The 14,965-nt window shown below is 71.8% G+C and carries 13 protein-coding genes; 9 read left to right on the top strand and 4 right to left on the bottom strand.

Features of this window, described 5'->3' with window-relative positions:
* Positions 1 to 2 precede the first annotated feature (2 nt).
* From ACWDZ7_RS14560 to hydA, 3 genes are all read left to right on the top strand, one after another.
* The gene (locus tag ACWDZ7_RS14560; RefSeq protein ID WP_451797038.1) at positions 3 to 845 is read left to right on the top strand and encodes a nitrilase-related carbon-nitrogen hydrolase; all 843 of its coding nucleotides are present in this window, start codon (positions 3 to 5) and stop codon (positions 843 to 845) included.
* The gene (locus tag ACWDZ7_RS14555; protein WP_451797037.1) at positions 842 to 2,125 is read left to right on the top strand and encodes an aspartate aminotransferase family protein; all 1,284 of its coding nucleotides are present in this window, start codon (positions 842 to 844) and stop codon (positions 2,123 to 2,125) included. Before ACWDZ7_RS14560 ends, ACWDZ7_RS14555 begins: the two co-directional genes overlap by 4 nt.
* 74 nt (positions 2,126 to 2,199) lie before the next feature.
* Positions 2,200 to 3,603, top strand: coding sequence for a dihydropyrimidinase (gene hydA / locus ACWDZ7_RS14550; protein WP_451797036.1), 1,404 nt, complete (start codon positions 2,200 to 2,202; stop codon positions 3,601 to 3,603).
* On the opposite strand, the gene ACWDZ7_RS14545 is transcribed toward hydA, so the two are convergent.
* Positions 3,558 to 4,154: a GNAT family N-acetyltransferase gene (locus tag ACWDZ7_RS14545; protein WP_451797035.1), complete on the bottom strand. Its 597-nt coding sequence runs from the start codon at positions 4,152 to 4,154 to the stop codon at positions 3,558 to 3,560. The genes hydA and ACWDZ7_RS14545 overlap by 46 nt on opposite strands.
* Before the next feature lie 48 nt (positions 4,155 to 4,202).
* Here ACWDZ7_RS14545 and ACWDZ7_RS14540 point away from each other — a divergent pair, with 48 nt between their 5' ends.
* Together ACWDZ7_RS14540 and ACWDZ7_RS14535 are read left to right on the top strand one after the other, a co-directional pair.
* Positions 4,203 to 4,817, top strand: coding sequence for a TetR/AcrR family transcriptional regulator (locus tag ACWDZ7_RS14540; RefSeq protein WP_451797034.1), 615 nt, complete (start codon positions 4,203 to 4,205; stop codon positions 4,815 to 4,817).
* Positions 4,818 to 4,902: 85 nt separating this feature from the next.
* The gene (locus ACWDZ7_RS14535) at positions 4,903 to 5,913 is read left to right on the top strand and encodes a TIGR03842 family LLM class F420-dependent oxidoreductase (protein WP_451797033.1); all 1,011 of its coding nucleotides are present in this window, start codon (positions 4,903 to 4,905) and stop codon (positions 5,911 to 5,913) included.
* Here ACWDZ7_RS14535 and ACWDZ7_RS14530 read toward each other — a convergent pair.
* Together ACWDZ7_RS14530 and ACWDZ7_RS14525 are read right to left on the bottom strand one after the other, a co-directional pair.
* The gene (locus ACWDZ7_RS14530; protein ID WP_451797032.1) at positions 5,882 to 6,694 is read right to left on the bottom strand and encodes an alpha/beta fold hydrolase; all 813 of its coding nucleotides are present in this window, start codon (positions 6,692 to 6,694) and stop codon (positions 5,882 to 5,884) included. The two genes, ACWDZ7_RS14535 and ACWDZ7_RS14530, sit on opposite strands and share 32 nt — an antisense overlap.
* Positions 6,695 to 6,780: 86 nt before the next feature.
* Complete coding sequence (locus ACWDZ7_RS14525) at positions 6,781 to 7,599, bottom strand: helix-turn-helix domain-containing protein (protein WP_451797031.1); 819 nt, start codon at positions 7,597 to 7,599, stop codon at positions 6,781 to 6,783.
* A gap of 327 nt (positions 7,600 to 7,926) precedes the next feature.
* Between ACWDZ7_RS14525 and ACWDZ7_RS14520 the strand changes: the two genes are divergently transcribed.
* Positions 7,927 to 9,084, top strand: a complete 1,158-nt coding sequence (locus ACWDZ7_RS14520; RefSeq protein ID WP_451797030.1) for an aminotransferase class I/II-fold pyridoxal phosphate-dependent enzyme — start codon at positions 7,927 to 7,929, stop codon at positions 9,082 to 9,084.
* Positions 9,081 to 10,256, top strand: a complete 1,176-nt coding sequence (locus tag ACWDZ7_RS14515) for an N-acetyltransferase family protein (RefSeq protein WP_451797028.1) — start codon at positions 9,081 to 9,083, stop codon at positions 10,254 to 10,256. Before ACWDZ7_RS14520 ends, ACWDZ7_RS14515 begins: the two co-directional genes overlap by 4 nt.
* Positions 10,257 to 10,317: 61 nt before the next feature.
* Here ACWDZ7_RS14515 and ACWDZ7_RS14510 read toward each other — a convergent pair whose 3' ends face one another.
* Positions 10,318 to 11,382 carry a lipoate--protein ligase family protein gene (locus tag ACWDZ7_RS14510; RefSeq protein ID WP_451797026.1) on the bottom strand — a complete coding sequence of 355 codons (1,065 nt, stop codon included), beginning with the start codon at positions 11,380 to 11,382 and terminating at the stop codon, positions 10,318 to 10,320.
* A gap of 191 nt (positions 11,383 to 11,573) precedes the next feature.
* Between ACWDZ7_RS14510 and ACWDZ7_RS14505 the strand changes: the two genes are divergently transcribed.
* Together ACWDZ7_RS14505 and ACWDZ7_RS14500 are read left to right on the top strand one after the other, a co-directional pair.
* Positions 11,574 to 13,157 carry an SDR family oxidoreductase gene (locus tag ACWDZ7_RS14505; RefSeq protein WP_451797024.1) on the top strand — a complete coding sequence of 528 codons (1,584 nt, stop codon included), beginning with the start codon at positions 11,574 to 11,576 and terminating at the stop codon, positions 13,155 to 13,157.
* Positions 13,158 to 13,724: 567 nt separating this feature from the next.
* Positions 13,725 to 14,936 (top strand): amidohydrolase, encoded by a 1,212-nt coding sequence (locus tag ACWDZ7_RS14500; RefSeq protein ID WP_451797106.1) that lies wholly within the window; start codon positions 13,725 to 13,727, stop codon positions 14,934 to 14,936.
* Positions 14,937 to 14,965: the final 29 nt, after the last annotated feature.

Below are 14,965 nucleotides of genomic sequence, written 5' to 3'. Positions count from 1 at the left end.
TCATGGTCAACGTCGTACGCGCCGCACTAGTCCAGGCGACCTGGACGGGCGACACCGAATCCATGATCGCCAAGCACGAGGAGCACGCCCGCGAAGCGGCTCGGCAGGGCGCGAAGGTCATCGGGTTCCAAGAGGTCTTCAATGCCCCCTACTTCTGTCAGGTCCAGGAGCCCGAGCACTACCGCTGGGCCGAGCCCGTGCCGGACGGCCCCACCGTCACACGCATGAAGGCGCTCGCCCGCGAGACCGGCATGGTGATCGTCGTCCCGGTCTTCGAGGTCGAGCAGTCCGGGTTCTACTACAACACCGCGGCCGTCGTCGACGCCGACGGCAGCTACCTCGGCAAGTACCGCAAGCACCACATCCCCCAGGTCAAGGGCTTCTGGGAGAAGTACTACTTCAAGCCGGGGAACCTCGGCTGGCCCGTCTTCGACACCGCCGTCGGCAAGGTCGGCGTCTACATCTGCTACGACCGCCACTTCCCGGAGGGCTGGCGCCAACTCGGCCTCAACGGCGCCCAGATCGTCTACAACCCCTCCGCCACCCACCGCGGCCTCTCCTCGCACCTCTGGCAGCTGGAGCAGCCCGCGGCGGCCGTCGCCAACGAGTACTTCATCGCCGCGATCAACCGCGTGGGCCAGGAGGAGTACGGCGACAACGACTTCTACGGAACGTCGTACTTCGTCGACCCGCGCGGCCGGTTCGTCGGTGAGCCCGCGAGCGACAAGACCGAGGAACTCCTCGTCAGGGACCTCGACTTCGGACTCATCGAAGAGGTACGCAGGCAGTGGGCGTTCTACCGCGACCGACGCCCCGACGCCTACGAAGGGCTGGTGCAGCCGTGACCGACCTGTACGCCCGCCACAAGGCAGTGCTGCCCGAGTGGCTCGCGCTCTACTACCAGCAGCCCCTCGAACTCACCCACGGCGAGGGCCGTTACGTCTGGGGCGCCGACGGAAGGAAGTACCTCGACTTCTTCGGCGGCATCCTCACCACCATGACCGCGCACGCCCTGCCCGAGGTCACCAAGGCGGTGAGCGAGCAGGCCGGACGGATCATCCACTCCTCCACCCTCTACCTCAACCGCCCGATGGTCGAACTCGCCGAGCGCGTCGCGGCGTTGTCCGGCATCCCCGACGCCCGCGTCTTCTTCACGACCTCCGGCACCGAGGCCAACGACGCGGCGCTGCTGCTCGCCACCGCCCACCGCCGCTCCAACCAGATCCTGGCGATGCGCAACAGCTACCACGGCCGTTCCTTCACGGCCGTCGGCATCACCGGCAACCAGTCGTGGTCGCCGACCAGCCTCTCGCCGCTCCAGACGCTGTACGTGCACGGCGGCGTCCGCAGCCGGGGGCCGTACGCCGCTCTGAGCGACGCCGAGTTCACCGCGGCCTGCGTCGCCGACCTGCGGGACATGCTCGGGCAGGCGCGCGGGGGAGTGGCGGCGCTGATCGCCGAGCCGATCCAGGGCGTCGGCGGCTTCACCTCGCCGCCCGACGGGCTGTACGCCGCCTTCCGCGAGGTCCTCGCCGAGCACGGCATCCTGTGGATCTCCGACGAGGTGCAGACCGGCTGGGGCCGCACGGGCGAGCACTTCTGGGGCTGGCAGGCGCACGCCCAGCACGGCCCGCCGGACATGCTGACCTTCGCCAAGGGCATCGGCAACGGCATGTCGATCGGCGGTGTCGTCGCCCGCGCCGAGGTGATGAACTCCCTCGACGCCAACTCCATTTCGACGTTCGGCGGGTCCCCGGTCACCATGGCGGCGGGCCTCGCCAACCTCTCGTACCTCCTGGAGCACGACCTCCAGGGCAACGCCCGGCGCGTCGGGGGCCTGCTGACAGAGCGGCTGCGGGCGATCTGCGCCCAGCTGCCCGTCGTACGCGAGGTGCGCGGGCGCGGCCTGATGATCGGCATCGAACTGGTCAGGCCCGGCACCGACGAGCCGAACCAGCGAGCGGCCGCCGCGGTGCTCGAAGCGGCGCGCGAGGGCGGCCTGCTCATCGGCAAGGGCGGCGGCCACAGCACCAGCGTCCTGCGCGTCGCCCCGCCGCTGACGCTGACCGTGGCGGAGGCGGAAGAGGGCGCGGCCATCCTCGAAGAGGCCCTGCGGAACGCGTAGTCGACCCCGTACCCCTGTCGACACCCGTACCCCTGTCACGTACGTACCCCTGTGCAGAAAAGGGAGCGCACCACATGAGCACCCGCACCCTGATCCGCGGCGGCCTCGTCGTCACCGCCGCCGAGGAGACCCACGCCGACGTGCTGGTCGAGGACGGCAGGATCGCCGCGCTCGCCGCGAGCACCAGCGCCGCGGCGAGCGCGTGGACCGCCGACCGTGTCATCGACGCCACCGGGAAGTATGTGATCCCGGGCGGCGTCGACGCCCATACGCACATGGAGTTCCCGTTCGGCGGCACCTTCTCGTCGGACACCTTCGAGACCGGGACCCGGGCGGCGGCCTGGGGCGGCACCACCACCATCGTCGACTTCGCGGTGCAGTCCAAGGGCAGGGCGCTGCGGTCCGGCCTGGACGCGTGGCATGCGAAGGCCACCGGGAACTGCGCGATCGACTACGCCTTCCACATGATCGTGTCGGATGTGAACGACTCGACGCTGAAGGAGATGGACGGGCTCGTCGAGGAGGGCGTGACCTCGTTCAAGCTCTTCATGGCGTATCCCGGGGTCCTCTACTCGGACGACGGGCAGATCCTGCGCGCGATGCAGCGGGCCGGCGAGAACGGCGGGCTGATCATGATGCACGCCGAGAACGGCATCGCGATCGATGTGCTCGTGGAGCAGGCGCTGGCCCGCGGCGAGACCGATCCCCGCTTCCACGGGGAGGTCAGGAAGGCGCTCCTCGAAGCCGAGGCGACGCACCGCGCCATCAAGCTCGCGCAGGTGGCGGGGGCGCCGCTGTACGTGGTGCACGTGTCGGCGCGGGAGGCCGTGGCCGAGCTGACCCGGGCGCGGGACGAGGGGCTGCCGGTCTTCGGGGAGACGTGCCCGCAGTACCTGTTCCTGTCGACGGACAACCTCGCCGAGCCGGACTTCGGCGGCGCGAAGTACGTGTGCAGTACGCCGCTTCGCCCGAAGGAGCACCAGGCGGCGCTCTGGCGCGGCCTGCGCACGAACGATCTCCAGGTGGTGTCGACGGACCACTGCCCGTTCTGCTTCTCGGGGCAGAAGGAGCTGGGGCGCGGCGACTTCTCCAAGATCCCCAACGGGATGCCTGGCGTGGAGAACCGCATGGACCTGCTCCACCAAGGAGTGGTCGACGGCCGCGTCTCGCGGCGCCGCTGGATCGACATCGCCTGCGCGTCACCGGCCCGGATGTTCGGCCTGTACCCGAGGAAGGGCACCATCGCGCCGGGCGCCGACGCGGACATCGTCATCTACGACCCGCACGCCGAGCAGACGATCTCGGCGGCCACGCACCATATGAACGTCGACTACTCGGCGTACGAGGGCAAGCGCCTGACCGGCCGGGTGGAGACGGTCCTGTCGCGCGGCGAACCGGTCATCACCGGCCGGGAGTTCACCGGCCGCACCGGTCACGGCGCGTACACCGCGCGCGGCACGTGCCAGTACCTGGACTGACCGCGCCACTCCGGGGCCAGAACCGCCCAGTTCTGCTTGTCGTAACGGGTGCCGGCGTAGGGCCAGGCCTCGCGCTGCACCCCTTCGAGTGTCATGCCGAGCCGCTTGGCCACCGCGGCGCTGCGGTCGTTGTCGGCTCGGCAGCGCCACTCGGCGCGGTGCAGGCCCCGGGTGGTGAACGCCCACTCCAGCAGCGTGCGGCACGCCTCGGTGATCAGGCCGTGGCCCTCGGCGGCGGGCTCCAGCCAGCAGCCGACCTCGCACGAGCCCGCCGCCGCGTCGAAGGCGACGAACATGACGCCGCCGACCAGCGTGCCGTCCAGCCAGATGCCGTACAGGCGGGCGCCGTCCGCGGCCTGCCGCTCGGCGTACCGGCGCAGGGTGGCCCGCGCGCCGTCGACGTCGTCCGTGACGAAGCCGGGCCCCACCCACGGCCGGATGTGCTCGCGCGCCCGGTCCAGGTGGGCGGCGAACTCCTCGGCGTGCCGGCTCTCAAGGGGACGCAGCTGGGCATCGCCCCGTAGCGGGAGGGAGAGCGAGAGGGAGAACATCGGGACCCCATTCACACAACAAGCGTTACGGTTATGTACCGTAGCAGCATGCCACGGACCAAGGGCGACCACGAGGCCCGCCGCCGCGATGTCTCCGAGGCGGTCTGGCGGGTGCTGGCCGCGCACGGCTTCGGCGGGCTGACGATGCGCGCCGTCGCCACCGAACTCGGCGCCACCACCGGCCTGCTCACCCACTACTTCCGCACCAAGCGCGACCTCGTCGCCTACGCCCTCGACCTGCTGGAGCGGCGCACCGCCGCCCGCCCCCGGCGCGCGGCGACCGCGGGGCAAGGCATGTCCGCCGTACGGGCCGCGCTCCTCGACGTCCTGCCGCTGACGGAAGAGGCCACCGACAGCAACCGCATCTGGGTCTCCTCCTGGGACACCGCGCTCGCCGACCCCGAACTGAGCGCCGACCACGCGCGCAGGTACGCGCAGAGCCGCGACAAGCTGCGCGACCTGGTCGAGCGGGCCCAGCGGCTCGGCGAACTCCTGCCCGGAGACCCGGTACGCATCGCCGCCGGCGCCCAGGCCTTCGTACTCGGCCTCGTGGTGCAGGCCCTGCTCGACGCCCCGGCGTTCCCGCCGCAGCGCCAGGTCGAACTCCTCGACGACTACCTGTCCGCGCTCGCCCCTACGCCCGCCCCCGCGCACGACGCCTGACGCGGGGCGGCCCTCTTGCCAAGGACCGAGGGGAAGTCCACGATTGTCCCTTCTCGGATCACCTTCGAGACCAGGAGGTCCCGCTGTGGATTTCGGACTTGTGCTGCAGACCGATCCGCCCGCCTCGGCGGTCGTCGGACTCATGCGGCGCGCGGAGCGCAACGGCTTCCGCTACGGCTGGACCTTCGACTCCGCGGTCCTGTGGCAGGAGCCGTTCGTCATCTACAGCCGCATCCTCGAACACACCACACGGCTGACGGTGGGCCCCATGGTCACCAACCCGGGCACCAGGACCTGGGAGGTCACCGCCTCCACCTTCGCCACGCTCAACGACATGTACGGCAACCGCACCGTCTGCGGCATCGGGCGCGGCGACTCCGCGATGCGCGTCGCGGGCCGCAGACCCCACACGCTGGCCCGGCTCGGCGAGGCGATCGACGTCATCCGTGACCTCGCCGAGGGGCGCGAGGCGGACATCGACGGGCGGCGGCTGCGGCTGCCGTGGGTGCGGGACGGGAAGCTGCCGGTGTGGATGGCGGCGTACGGCCCGAAGGCGCTCGCGCTCGCCGGGCAGCGGGCGGACGGCTTCATCCTGCAGCTCGCGGACCCCTATCTCACCGAGTACATGGTGAAGGCCGTACGGGACGCGGCCGCCGCGGCGGGGCGCGACCCGGCCGACGTGAGGATCTGCGTCGCCGCGCCCGCGTACGTCGGCGACGACCTCGCGCACGCCCGCGAGCAGTGCCGGTGGTTCGGCGGCATGGTCGGCAACCACGTCGCCGATCTCGTCGCCAGGTACGGCGAGCAGTCGTCGGTGGTGCCGCAGGCCCTCACCGCGTACATCAAGGCGCGCGAGGGCTACGACTACAGCCACCACGGGCGGGCCGGGAACCCCGACACCGCCTTCGTGCCCGACGAGATCGTCGACCGGTTCTGTCTCCTGGGACCCGTTGAGGCACATCTAGAACGGCTCAAAGGGCTACGGGAGTTGGGCGTCGACCAGTTCGCCGTGTATGCGATGCACGACGCCCGGGAGGACGTCATCGACGCGTACGGAACCTCCGTCATCCCGGAGCTCGCCCGAGCGGCGAGGTGAACGCGAGCAGCAGCTCCGCGGTGCGTCCGGGCGCTTCGAGCATCGGCGTGTGGCCGACGCCGGGGAGGAGTTCGAGCCGCAGTCCCGGTACGGCGCGGTAGCCATCGGCGGACGAAGGACGCCACCGGCGGTCCTGGCTCCCGAAGATGACCAGGAGGGGTATGTCCAACGCGCCGAGGCGGGAGGGTAGTTCGCGCTCGCTCAGGTAGGTGAGGGACTCCCGTGACGTCGCGGTGACGGCGAGGTAGGTCATGCCGCGCACATCCATGACGACCCGGTCGGGGAGGGTGGTCTCGCGGCCGACGGCGGTGTCCAGGCCCCGCCGGATCGTGGTGTCGTTCCGCATGCGCCACACCCACCGGCCGAGCACGGGCACCGTGACGAGGCGCCCCGGCCAGGGCTCCGGCAGGCGCGCGTCGGGGCTCGGGCCCGTGTTGATGAGCGCCAAGGCGCCCACAAGGTCCGGCCGTTGCTCGGCCAGCGCCGTGCCCACCAGGCCGCCTGTCGAGTGCCCGGCCACGGCGGCCCCCTGTACGCCGATTCCGTCCAGGGCGGCGGCGACCCGGCGGGCCTGGGCCGGGATGTCGTAACCGCCCCGGGGCGGCCGCGCCGACCTGCCGTGCCCGGGAAGGTCGAGGCGGATGACGCGGTGGGCCCGTGCCAGCTCCGGGACCACGGCGTCCCACCAGGCCGTCGAACCGGCGAGGCCGTGGAGCAGGACGAGGGCGGGAGCGTCCGCGGGGCCGCTCTCGGTGATGTCTGTCGGGTCATGGCTCCGCATGCCCTGACCCTCACCGGCGCCGGGGGTCCACGTCTTGGACGAATGTTCCCCGCTGGGCTGTTCTCCGCTGAGCTGTTCCCGCCGAGCTATTCCCCTGCCGAGGCGCCCAGCGCGCGTAGTGCTCCCGGTGTGCACCCCGCGAAATCCCGCAGATCGCGGTGCAGATGGGACTGGTCGGCGTAGCCGCACGCCGCAGCCACCTCTGCGGCGTCCCGGCCCGCCGAGAGGCCGCGCACGGCCCGGTCGAAGCGGACGAGCATCGCGGCGCGCTTCGGCGTCATCCCGATCTGGGCGCCGAACCTGGACCACAGCCGCTTGCGGCTCCAACCACAGGACGCCGCGAGGTCGTTGACGCGCACCTGCCCCCGCCGGGCGACGATCTGCCGCCAGGTGGCCGCGACCTCCGCGTCCATCCGCGCACCCGATCCGATCCGCTCGGCGAGGAACGCCTCAAGAGCCGCGAAGCGCCCGTCCCACCCCGGCGCGGCGGCCAACCGCTGGTGCAGAGTTTCCAGCTGTCGTCCCCACAGGTCCCTCAGGTCGGTCACGCCTTCTCCCTCGCGCTCGGACGGGGCGATGCCCAGCGACGCGTACGCCGCGACGGGCGACATGCGGACCTCGACACAGTCGACGTGCTGCCCCCGGATGCGGGCCGGACCGGGTGACATACCGGCGACGAGGCTGCTCAACGCCCGCCTGCCTCCCGCCCGTTCCACGACGATGGCCTCGTCCCCGAGTTCGAACACGACGGTCACGGCCGGCTGGGGCAGCACCCGCGCGTCGAGGCCGACCGCGTCCCGGTCGCGGAACCCGGCCACCGTCACGCCGTCGAACGGCGTGCCGCCGCGCGGGCGGGCGATCTCCCAACCGGGCAGCCGGTCGGGGTCGTGCGGGCCCGTTTCCATGCGGTTCAGGCTAACGGGCGTGCGCCTGCCACGTTTCTGGGCAGGTGTTCGCAGTGCGTGACGTGACGTTCGTACGCCCGCTCGATCCCGGGTCCGACGGGGTGGTCCTGGCCGCTGAAGCGTTCCACGGGTGCGTGTCCCTTCATCGTCCGTGACGTTGTGCCGGTGACGCCCTCACCGGTGAGCTGCTCGGCCGAGCCGGCTGCACCGACGCGCGCAAGGGAGACTGTGAGCTCTATGGCGGACATCTTCGACAGGGACCAGGAGTCGATTCCCGCATCCGTTCTGACCATGGTGAGAAGCGGAGATCGTCCTTTCTACCGGCCCATGCATCCGGCAGCGGAGTGCGGGGAGGTGGTGGTGGAAGGAAGGGTCGTCGTCCAGGCGGGCTCCAACGACTATCTGGGTCTGTCCACCGATCCCCGGGTCACCGGCGCCGCGGCGCGAGCGGTCCAGAAGTATGGTTCCTCCTGCTCGGGATCGCGGGTCATGAACGGCACCCTGCCGATACACGTGGAGCTGGAAGAGCGGCTCGCCGCGTTTCTCGGCACCGAGGCGGCCGCCGTGGTGACGACGGGATTCCAGGCGAATCTGGCCGTCTCGGCACTCCTCGGCAGGGACGCCATCGTCTTCAGCGACACCGCCAACCACGCCTCCCTGGTCGAGGGCATCCGGCTCGGAGGCGCCCGCCGGTTCCCGTACCGGCACGCTGACGCGGCACATCTGGCCGAGCGGCTGGCGGCGGCGGACGCGGCGACCCCCGAGGCGGCCAAGGTGATCGTCACGGACGGCATGTTCTCCATGGAGGGCGACCTGTGCCCGCTGCCGGAACTCACGGCGCTGGCACACCGGTACCGGGCCCGGCTCGTCGTCGACGGCGCCCACGACATCGGGCTGATCGGGGCCGGCGGGCGCGGCGTGGGCGAACACTTCGGCGTGCCGGACGCGATCGACCTGCACACCGGCACCCTCTCCAAGTGCTTCGGCTCCACCGGCGGCATCATCGCCGGCCCCGCGCACGTCATCGAGTATCTGCGGTACGCGGCGCGCTCGATCACCTTCTCCGCGTCGATGCCCCCGGCCGCGCTGGGCGCGGGCCTCGCCGCCCTCGACATCATCGAGTCCGAACCGTGGCGGCGGTCACGCGTCCTTGAGCTGGGCGAGAGGCTGAACAAGGGGCTGAGCGCCCTGGGGTACGACACCGGGCGGTCGGTCACACCCGTCGTCCCCGTACGGATCGGCGCGGCGGAGAAGTGCGCGCCGATGTGGAACGCGCTTCTGGACGAGGGCGTTCTCACCAACGCGGTCAGCGCTCCCGCGGTCCCCGAGGGCGAGTGCGTGATCCGGACGGCTCTCCAGGCCTGCCACACCGATCAGCACATCGACCGCGTCATCGACGCCTTCGCCACCGCCGGACGCAGGCTCGGGCTGATCCCCGGACCCGCCGCGGTGACCCGGGCACAATCTCCGGAGCGTGGCCGATGAGCAGTACGGCCATCACTGTCACGCCCGCCGCCGTCGCGCCCGTCACCGTCACCCCCGTACGGGGCCGCGCGGACACCACCGCCTTCATCCGCCTGCCCTACGCCGTCTACCGCGACGACCCGCACTGGGTCGCCCCGCTGGAACGGGAACGGCGCGCCTTCCTCGACCCGAGCCGCAACCCGTTCTTCGAGACGGGCACCGTCCGGCTCTTCCTGGCCCGGCGTGGGCGCACCCCCGTGGGCAGGATCGCCGCCGTCATCGACCCGCGGTTCCAGTCCCGCCATGACGCCCGGTGCGGCCACTTCGGCCTCTTCGAGTGTGCCGACGACACCGAGGCGGCCGCCGCGCTCCTCGACGCGGCGGCGGGCTGGCTGGCCGAGCGGGGTCTCGACCGGATGCTCGGGCCGCTGAGCTTCTCCACCAACGACGAATGCGGTGTACTGGTGGACGGCTTCGACGGACCGCCCACCGTCCTCATGCCGTACAACCGGCCTTACTACGCCGCCCTGTTGGAGGGATGCGGCTTCGTCAAGGCCATGGACCTGCTCTCGTACCGGGTGCCGATGTCCTGCGACGGCGAACCCCCGGCGGCCGTAGGGCGGGCCGCCGAACAGGCCCTGCGCACACCGGGAACGCGGGTCAGACCCATGGACCCGGCGCGTTTCGAAGCCGACATGGCCGTCGTCAGAAGCATCTACAACGACGCCTGGACCGAGAACTACGCCTCCATCCCCATGACCGACAGCGAATTCGCGCACTGGGTGCGGGAGTTGCAGCCACTCCTCCCCGCAGAGCTTCTCCAGATCGCCGAAGTCGAGAACGAACCCGTCGCCTTCGTGCTCTGGCTCCCCGACATCAACCAGGCGCTGCGTGCCGCCCGCGGCCGCCTCACCTCGTACGGCCTGCCCATCGGACTGCTCCGGTTCAGAAGGGCCCTGCGCACGGTCGACCGGGCCCGTCTCGTGGCCCTAGGCATCAAGAAGGAGTATCGCGGCAGCGGCCTGGCCTACGCGCTGCTCACGGAGAGCCTCCGCGCCGCGTACCGCCTCGGCTACACCGGAAGGGAACTCTCCTGGGTCCTGGAGGACAACCGCGCGTCCAACGGCGCCGCCAGAGCCGTCGGCGGTGTCCACTTCCGCACCCACCGGCTCTACGAGCGCCGATCCGGGTGAACCACGCTGGTCAGGCAGTACAACTCATGGGCAGGCCACCGTTAGACGGGTGCGGACGCCGTCAGGGCACCCGGGCCGTCCATTCGGCGGTGCCGAACTTGCTGTGCACCAGCTCCTGGGCCCGGGCCAGTTCGGCGTCGGTGACCTTCCCCCGGGTGAGGCCGTAACGGGAGCGGAAGGAATCGATCATGCGGTCGATGACGGTCTCGCGCGGCAGACCGGTCTGGCGGCGCAACGGGTCCACCCGCTTCTTGGCGCTCTTGGTGCCCTTGTCGGAGAGTTTCTCCTTGCCGATGCGGAGCACTTCGAGCATCTTGTCGGCGTCGATGTCGTACGACATCGTCACGTGGTGCAGGACCGCGCCCGCGCCCCCACCGGGCCCCACCACGCGCTTCTGCGCGGCGCCCGCGATCTTCCCCGCGTCCGTCGCGATGTCGTTGAGCGGCTGGTACCACGCCTTGATGCCCATGTCGGCCAGAGCGCCGAGCACCCAGTCGTCCAGATAGGCGTAGCTGTCCTGGAAGGACAGCCCCTGCACGAGTGCGTCGGGCACGGAGAGGGAGTACGTGATGGTGTTCCCCGGCTCCACGAACATCGCGCCGCCACCGGAGACGCGGCGCACGACATCGATCCCGTGCCGGGCCGCGCCCTCCTGATCGACCTCGTTGGCCAGCGACTGGAAGCTGCCGATGATCACCGAAGGGGCGCCCCACTCCCACACCCGCAGCGTCGGCGGGCGCCGGCCCGCCGCGACCTCCTGGGTCAGCACCTCGTCCAGGGCCATGTGCAGGGCGGGCGGCTGCGGCCCGTCGTGGACGAGCTGCCAGTCGTAGTCGGTCCAGTCCGTCGCGTGCGCCAGGGCTCGGCGCACGGCGATGCCGATGCCCTCCGACGTCAGGCCGTACATCACGGTGCCTTCGGGGAGGGCCGCCTCGATGCGGGCCGCGAGGCCCGCGGCGTCCGTGTCGGCGGGGGCGCCGTCCAGCGCGCCGTTGATCGCGTCGAGCGCCTCGTCCGGTTCGAGGAAGAAGTCGCCGGCCACGCGCGTGCGCCGCAGCTCGCCGCCCTCGACGTCCAGATCCACCACGACGAGCTTGCCGCCGGGGATCTTGTACTCACCGTGCACCGTGCGTCCTCCAAGTGCTCCGAGCCCCCGGGACGCGCGTCACGCCCCTCGGCTCACTGTCTCGCAATCATCCCCACGCTAGCCGAGTGCCGGAATGCCCGGCCCGACGGAAGATGAGGCAGGAGGGACGAGAGGGACGGGTCGGGACGGGACGGGACGGGACACGCGAGGGTGAGCAGGTGGAGGAAGCGATGAGCGTTCACGCCGGACCGGGCGGCGAGCCGGGCCCGCACGTCCTGCTGCCGGGCCCGCACGTCCTGGTGACGGGAGCGACGGGCTACATCGGTGGCCGTCTGGTCCCCGAACTCCTCGACGCCGGATACCGCGTGCGCTGCCTGGCCCGCACACCGGAGAAGCTGCGCGACCACCCCTGGACACCCCGCACCGAGGTCGTACGAGGCGACGTCACCGACGCTCCCTCGCTGGCCGAGGCGCTGCGCGGCATCGACGTGGCGTACTACCTGGTGCACGCCCTCGGCACCGGCGCACGCTTCGAGGAGACCGACCGCAAGGCGGCCGAGACCTTCGCGGAACAGGCCCGCTCCGCCGGTGTGCGACGCGTCGTCTACCTCGGCGGCCTCACCCCCGCGGACGTACCGCCCGAGGAACTCTCACCGCACCTGCGCTCCAGGGCGGAGGTCGGCGAGATCTTCCTGCGCGCGGAGGTCCCGGCCACCGTGCTGCGCGCGGCCGTCATCATCGGCTCCGGCTCCGCCTCCTTCGAGATGCTCAGATACCTCACGGAACGGCTGCCGGTCATGGTCACGCCGAGCTGGGTCGACACCCGCATCCAGCCCATCGCCGTACGCGACGTCCTGCGCTACCTCGTCGGCGGCGCGGGCATGCCGCCCGACGTGAACCGCGCCTTCGACATCGGCGGCCCCGACGTCGTCACGTACGAAGAGATGATGCGGCGGTACGCGGTGGTGGCCGGGCTGCCGCACCGGTTCATCGTGCGCGTGCCGATGCTCAGCCCCGCGCTCTCCAGCCTCTGGATCGGCCTCGTCACGCCGGTGCCCCGCTCGCTGGCCCGGCCCCTCGCGGAGTCGCTGCGGAACGAGGTGGTCTGCGACGAGCACGACATCGGGCGCTACGTGCCCGACCCGCCCGGCGCCCCGATCCCCTTCGACGAGGCGCTCGCGCTCGCGCTTCGCCGGGTGAAGGAGGCGCAGGTCGTCACCCGCTGGTCGTCGGCGGCGCTGCCCGGCGCGCCGAGCGACCCGCTGCCCACCGACCCCGACTGGGCGGGCGGCAGCCTCTACACCGACCACCGCCGGATCACCGTCGACGCCCCGCCGCAAGCCCTGTGGCGGATCATCGAGGGGGTCGGCGGCGACAACGGCTGGTACTCCTTCCCGCTGGCCTGGGCAGCGCGGGGCTGGCTCGACCGCGCGGTCGGCGGCGTGGGCCTGCGGCGGGGCCGCCGGGACGCGGCACGGCTGCGGGTCGGTGACTCGCTCGACTTCTGGCGGGTCGAGGAGGTCCAACCGGGCCGGCTCCTGCGGCTACGGGCCGAGATGAGGCTGCCGGGCCTCGCCTGGCTGGAAATGCGCGCCGACCGTGACGCCGAGGGCCGCACCCGCTACCGCCAGCGCGCGCTCTTCCACCCACACGGGCTGCTGGGCCACGCGTACTGGTGGAGCGTCTCGCCGTTCCACGCGGTGGTGTTCGGCGGAATGGCCCGCAACATCGCCAAGGCGGCGGCCAGGGAGGCGGGGAGGCGGGGCGGCGGCGGTGCCGGTGCCGGCCCTGGCCCCACAGAAGCAGCGCCCTGACCACCTCGGTCGTCCTGTTCGTTCGCGACCGGGTCATCGACGGGATCGGGTTCGCGGGGCCGAACCGGGAGGCGTTCCTCGCCGACTGTCTGGCCGACCTCGACCGGCGGCTGTGCGAGGCGCTTGGGGCGGACGGCCGCCGGCCGCACGTTCACGACGCCGTGATCACCCGTCTTCACCCTGTCCCTCCGCCGCTGGTCCGCGCACGGCGTACGGGCCGTCCTCGGCGCCCCGCGCACCGTACGCGTCCCCGACCACGTCCGCTCGCGGCCCGTCCCCGCGCGCGACGGCATCACCGGCGTCTCGCCGGGCTCGCACGCGGCGGCGAGAGCGAGGGCCGGGCGCTTTGGAGGGCATGGCTGTGCGACGGCATCGACCGGACTTCGTCCGGCGACCGTGCCGGCGCGACTTCCACCACCAGGTGCCGGCGGCGGCCAAGGGACGGATGCCTCGCGCGGTCGGGTGCGCGACCGGCCCGCGGCGCAGGCTTCGCGCACCGCTTCCGGTGGAATACGTGCGTATGCGCAGCGACTGCCCAGGCCCGAGGAGGCCGACGTGCCAGAGACCATGGATTCCGTGTACGCCCCCGTCGGACAGGAGGTGGCCGCTCGCGCCGACCGGCTCTGGGACGTGAGCCTCGCCCTGCACCGGGAACCGGAGACCGCCTACGAGGAGCACCGGGCGGCCCGCCTGCTGGCCGGTGAGCTCGAACGGGAGGGTTTCCGTGTGGAGCGCGGGGTGGCCGGGCTGCCGACCGCCTTCGCCGCCCGTACGGGCACGGGAGCCATGGAGACCATGGGGGCCTCGCCAGGCGAAGGGCCCCGCGTCGCCCTGTTGATGGAGTACGACGCGCTGCCGCTGCTCGGGCACGCCTGCGGCCACAACCTGATCGCGTCGGCAGGCCTCGGTGCGGCACTCGCCGTGCGGGCCGCGCTCGGCGAGATCGACGGGACTCTCCTGGCCGTCGGGACACCGGCGGAGGAGAGCGGCGGCGGCAAGGTCGCGGAGGTGGCGGCGGGCCTGTTCGACGGGGTGGACGCGGCGCTGATGTTCCATCCGGGCGTCTACGACTGGTCGTGGGCGCCGCTGACGGCCAGCGCGCAGGTCCGGGTGGGTTTCCACGGGCGGGCCGCGCACCCGACCGGCAATCCGACGGAGGGGATCGACGCGTTGGGGGCACTGATCCAGCTCTTCAACACGCTCGGCGTACTCGACAGGCGGCTGCCCGCCGGATCGCACATCCAGGGCATCGTCACGGACGGGGGCCGGGCCACGAACATCGTCCCCGCGTACGCGGAAGGCCTGTTCGGATTGCGCGGAGGGACCACGTCAGCGCTGGAGGAACTGGTGGAGGAGCTGCGTTCCTGCGCGCAGGGCGTCGCCCTTGCCACCCGTACGAGGGCGGAAGTGACCGACGTGGGCGGCCGGTACGAGCACTTCCGTGACAACGAGGTGCTGTCCGGGCTGTTCGCCCACCACCTGGGCCGGGCGGGCATCCAGCTGTCGGAGCCCGCGCCGGGCGTCCACCTGGGCTCATCGGACATCGGCAACGTCAGCACGCGCGTGCCGGCGATCCATCCGTTCGTCGCCATCATGGGCTCCGACGGCTCCGATCACACACCCCAGTTCGCACAGGCGGCCGCCGGGCCACGCGGGCGGGACGTGATGCTGGCCGCGGCGCAGGCACTGGCGTGCACCGCGGCCGACGTCCTCCTGCGGAAGGACGTGCCGCGGCAGGCCTGGACGGCCTTCCGGCAGAAGGACGCGGCGGGGCTGTAACGCGAGGGGGCTTCGAAGCAGAGGGGCGT

Source organism: Streptomyces sp. NPDC003032 (assembly GCF_053591415.1).
This window is presented reverse-complemented; position numbering and strand designations above follow the sequence as displayed.

What these genes read in the sequence shown, in the direction of transcription:
- ACWDZ7_RS14505 (WP_451797024.1), top strand. Translation starts at nt 11,574, where the DNA reads ATGAGCGTTCACGCCGGACCGGGCGGCGAGCCGGGCCCGCACGTCCTG.
- ACWDZ7_RS14515 (WP_451797028.1), top strand. Translation starts at nt 9,081, where the DNA reads ATGAGCAGTACGGCCATCACTGTCACGCCCGCCGCCGTCGCGCCCGTC.
- ACWDZ7_RS14560 (WP_451797038.1), top strand. Translation starts at nt 3, where the DNA reads ATGGTCAACGTCGTACGCGCCGCACTAGTCCAGGCGACCTGGACGGGC.
- ACWDZ7_RS14525 (WP_451797031.1), bottom strand. Translation starts at nt 7,599, where the DNA reads ATGGAAACGGGCCCGCACGACCCCGACCGGCTGCCCGGTTGGGAGATC.
- hydA (WP_451797036.1), top strand. Translation starts at nt 2,200, where the DNA reads ATGAGCACCCGCACCCTGATCCGCGGCGGCCTCGTCGTCACCGCCGCC.
- ACWDZ7_RS14520 (WP_451797030.1), top strand. Translation starts at nt 7,927, where the DNA reads ATGCATCCGGCAGCGGAGTGCGGGGAGGTGGTGGTGGAAGGAAGGGTC.
- ACWDZ7_RS14545 (WP_451797035.1), bottom strand. Translation starts at nt 4,154, where the DNA reads ATGTTCTCCCTCTCGCTCTCCCTCCCGCTACGGGGCGATGCCCAGCTG.
- ACWDZ7_RS14530 (WP_451797032.1), bottom strand. Translation starts at nt 6,694, where the DNA reads ATGCGGAGCCATGACCCGACAGACATCACCGAGAGCGGCCCCGCGGAC.
- ACWDZ7_RS14540 (WP_451797034.1), top strand. Translation starts at nt 4,203, where the DNA reads ATGCCACGGACCAAGGGCGACCACGAGGCCCGCCGCCGCGATGTCTCC.
- ACWDZ7_RS14500 (WP_451797106.1), top strand. Translation starts at nt 13,725, where the DNA reads ATGGATTCCGTGTACGCCCCCGTCGGACAGGAGGTGGCCGCTCGCGCC.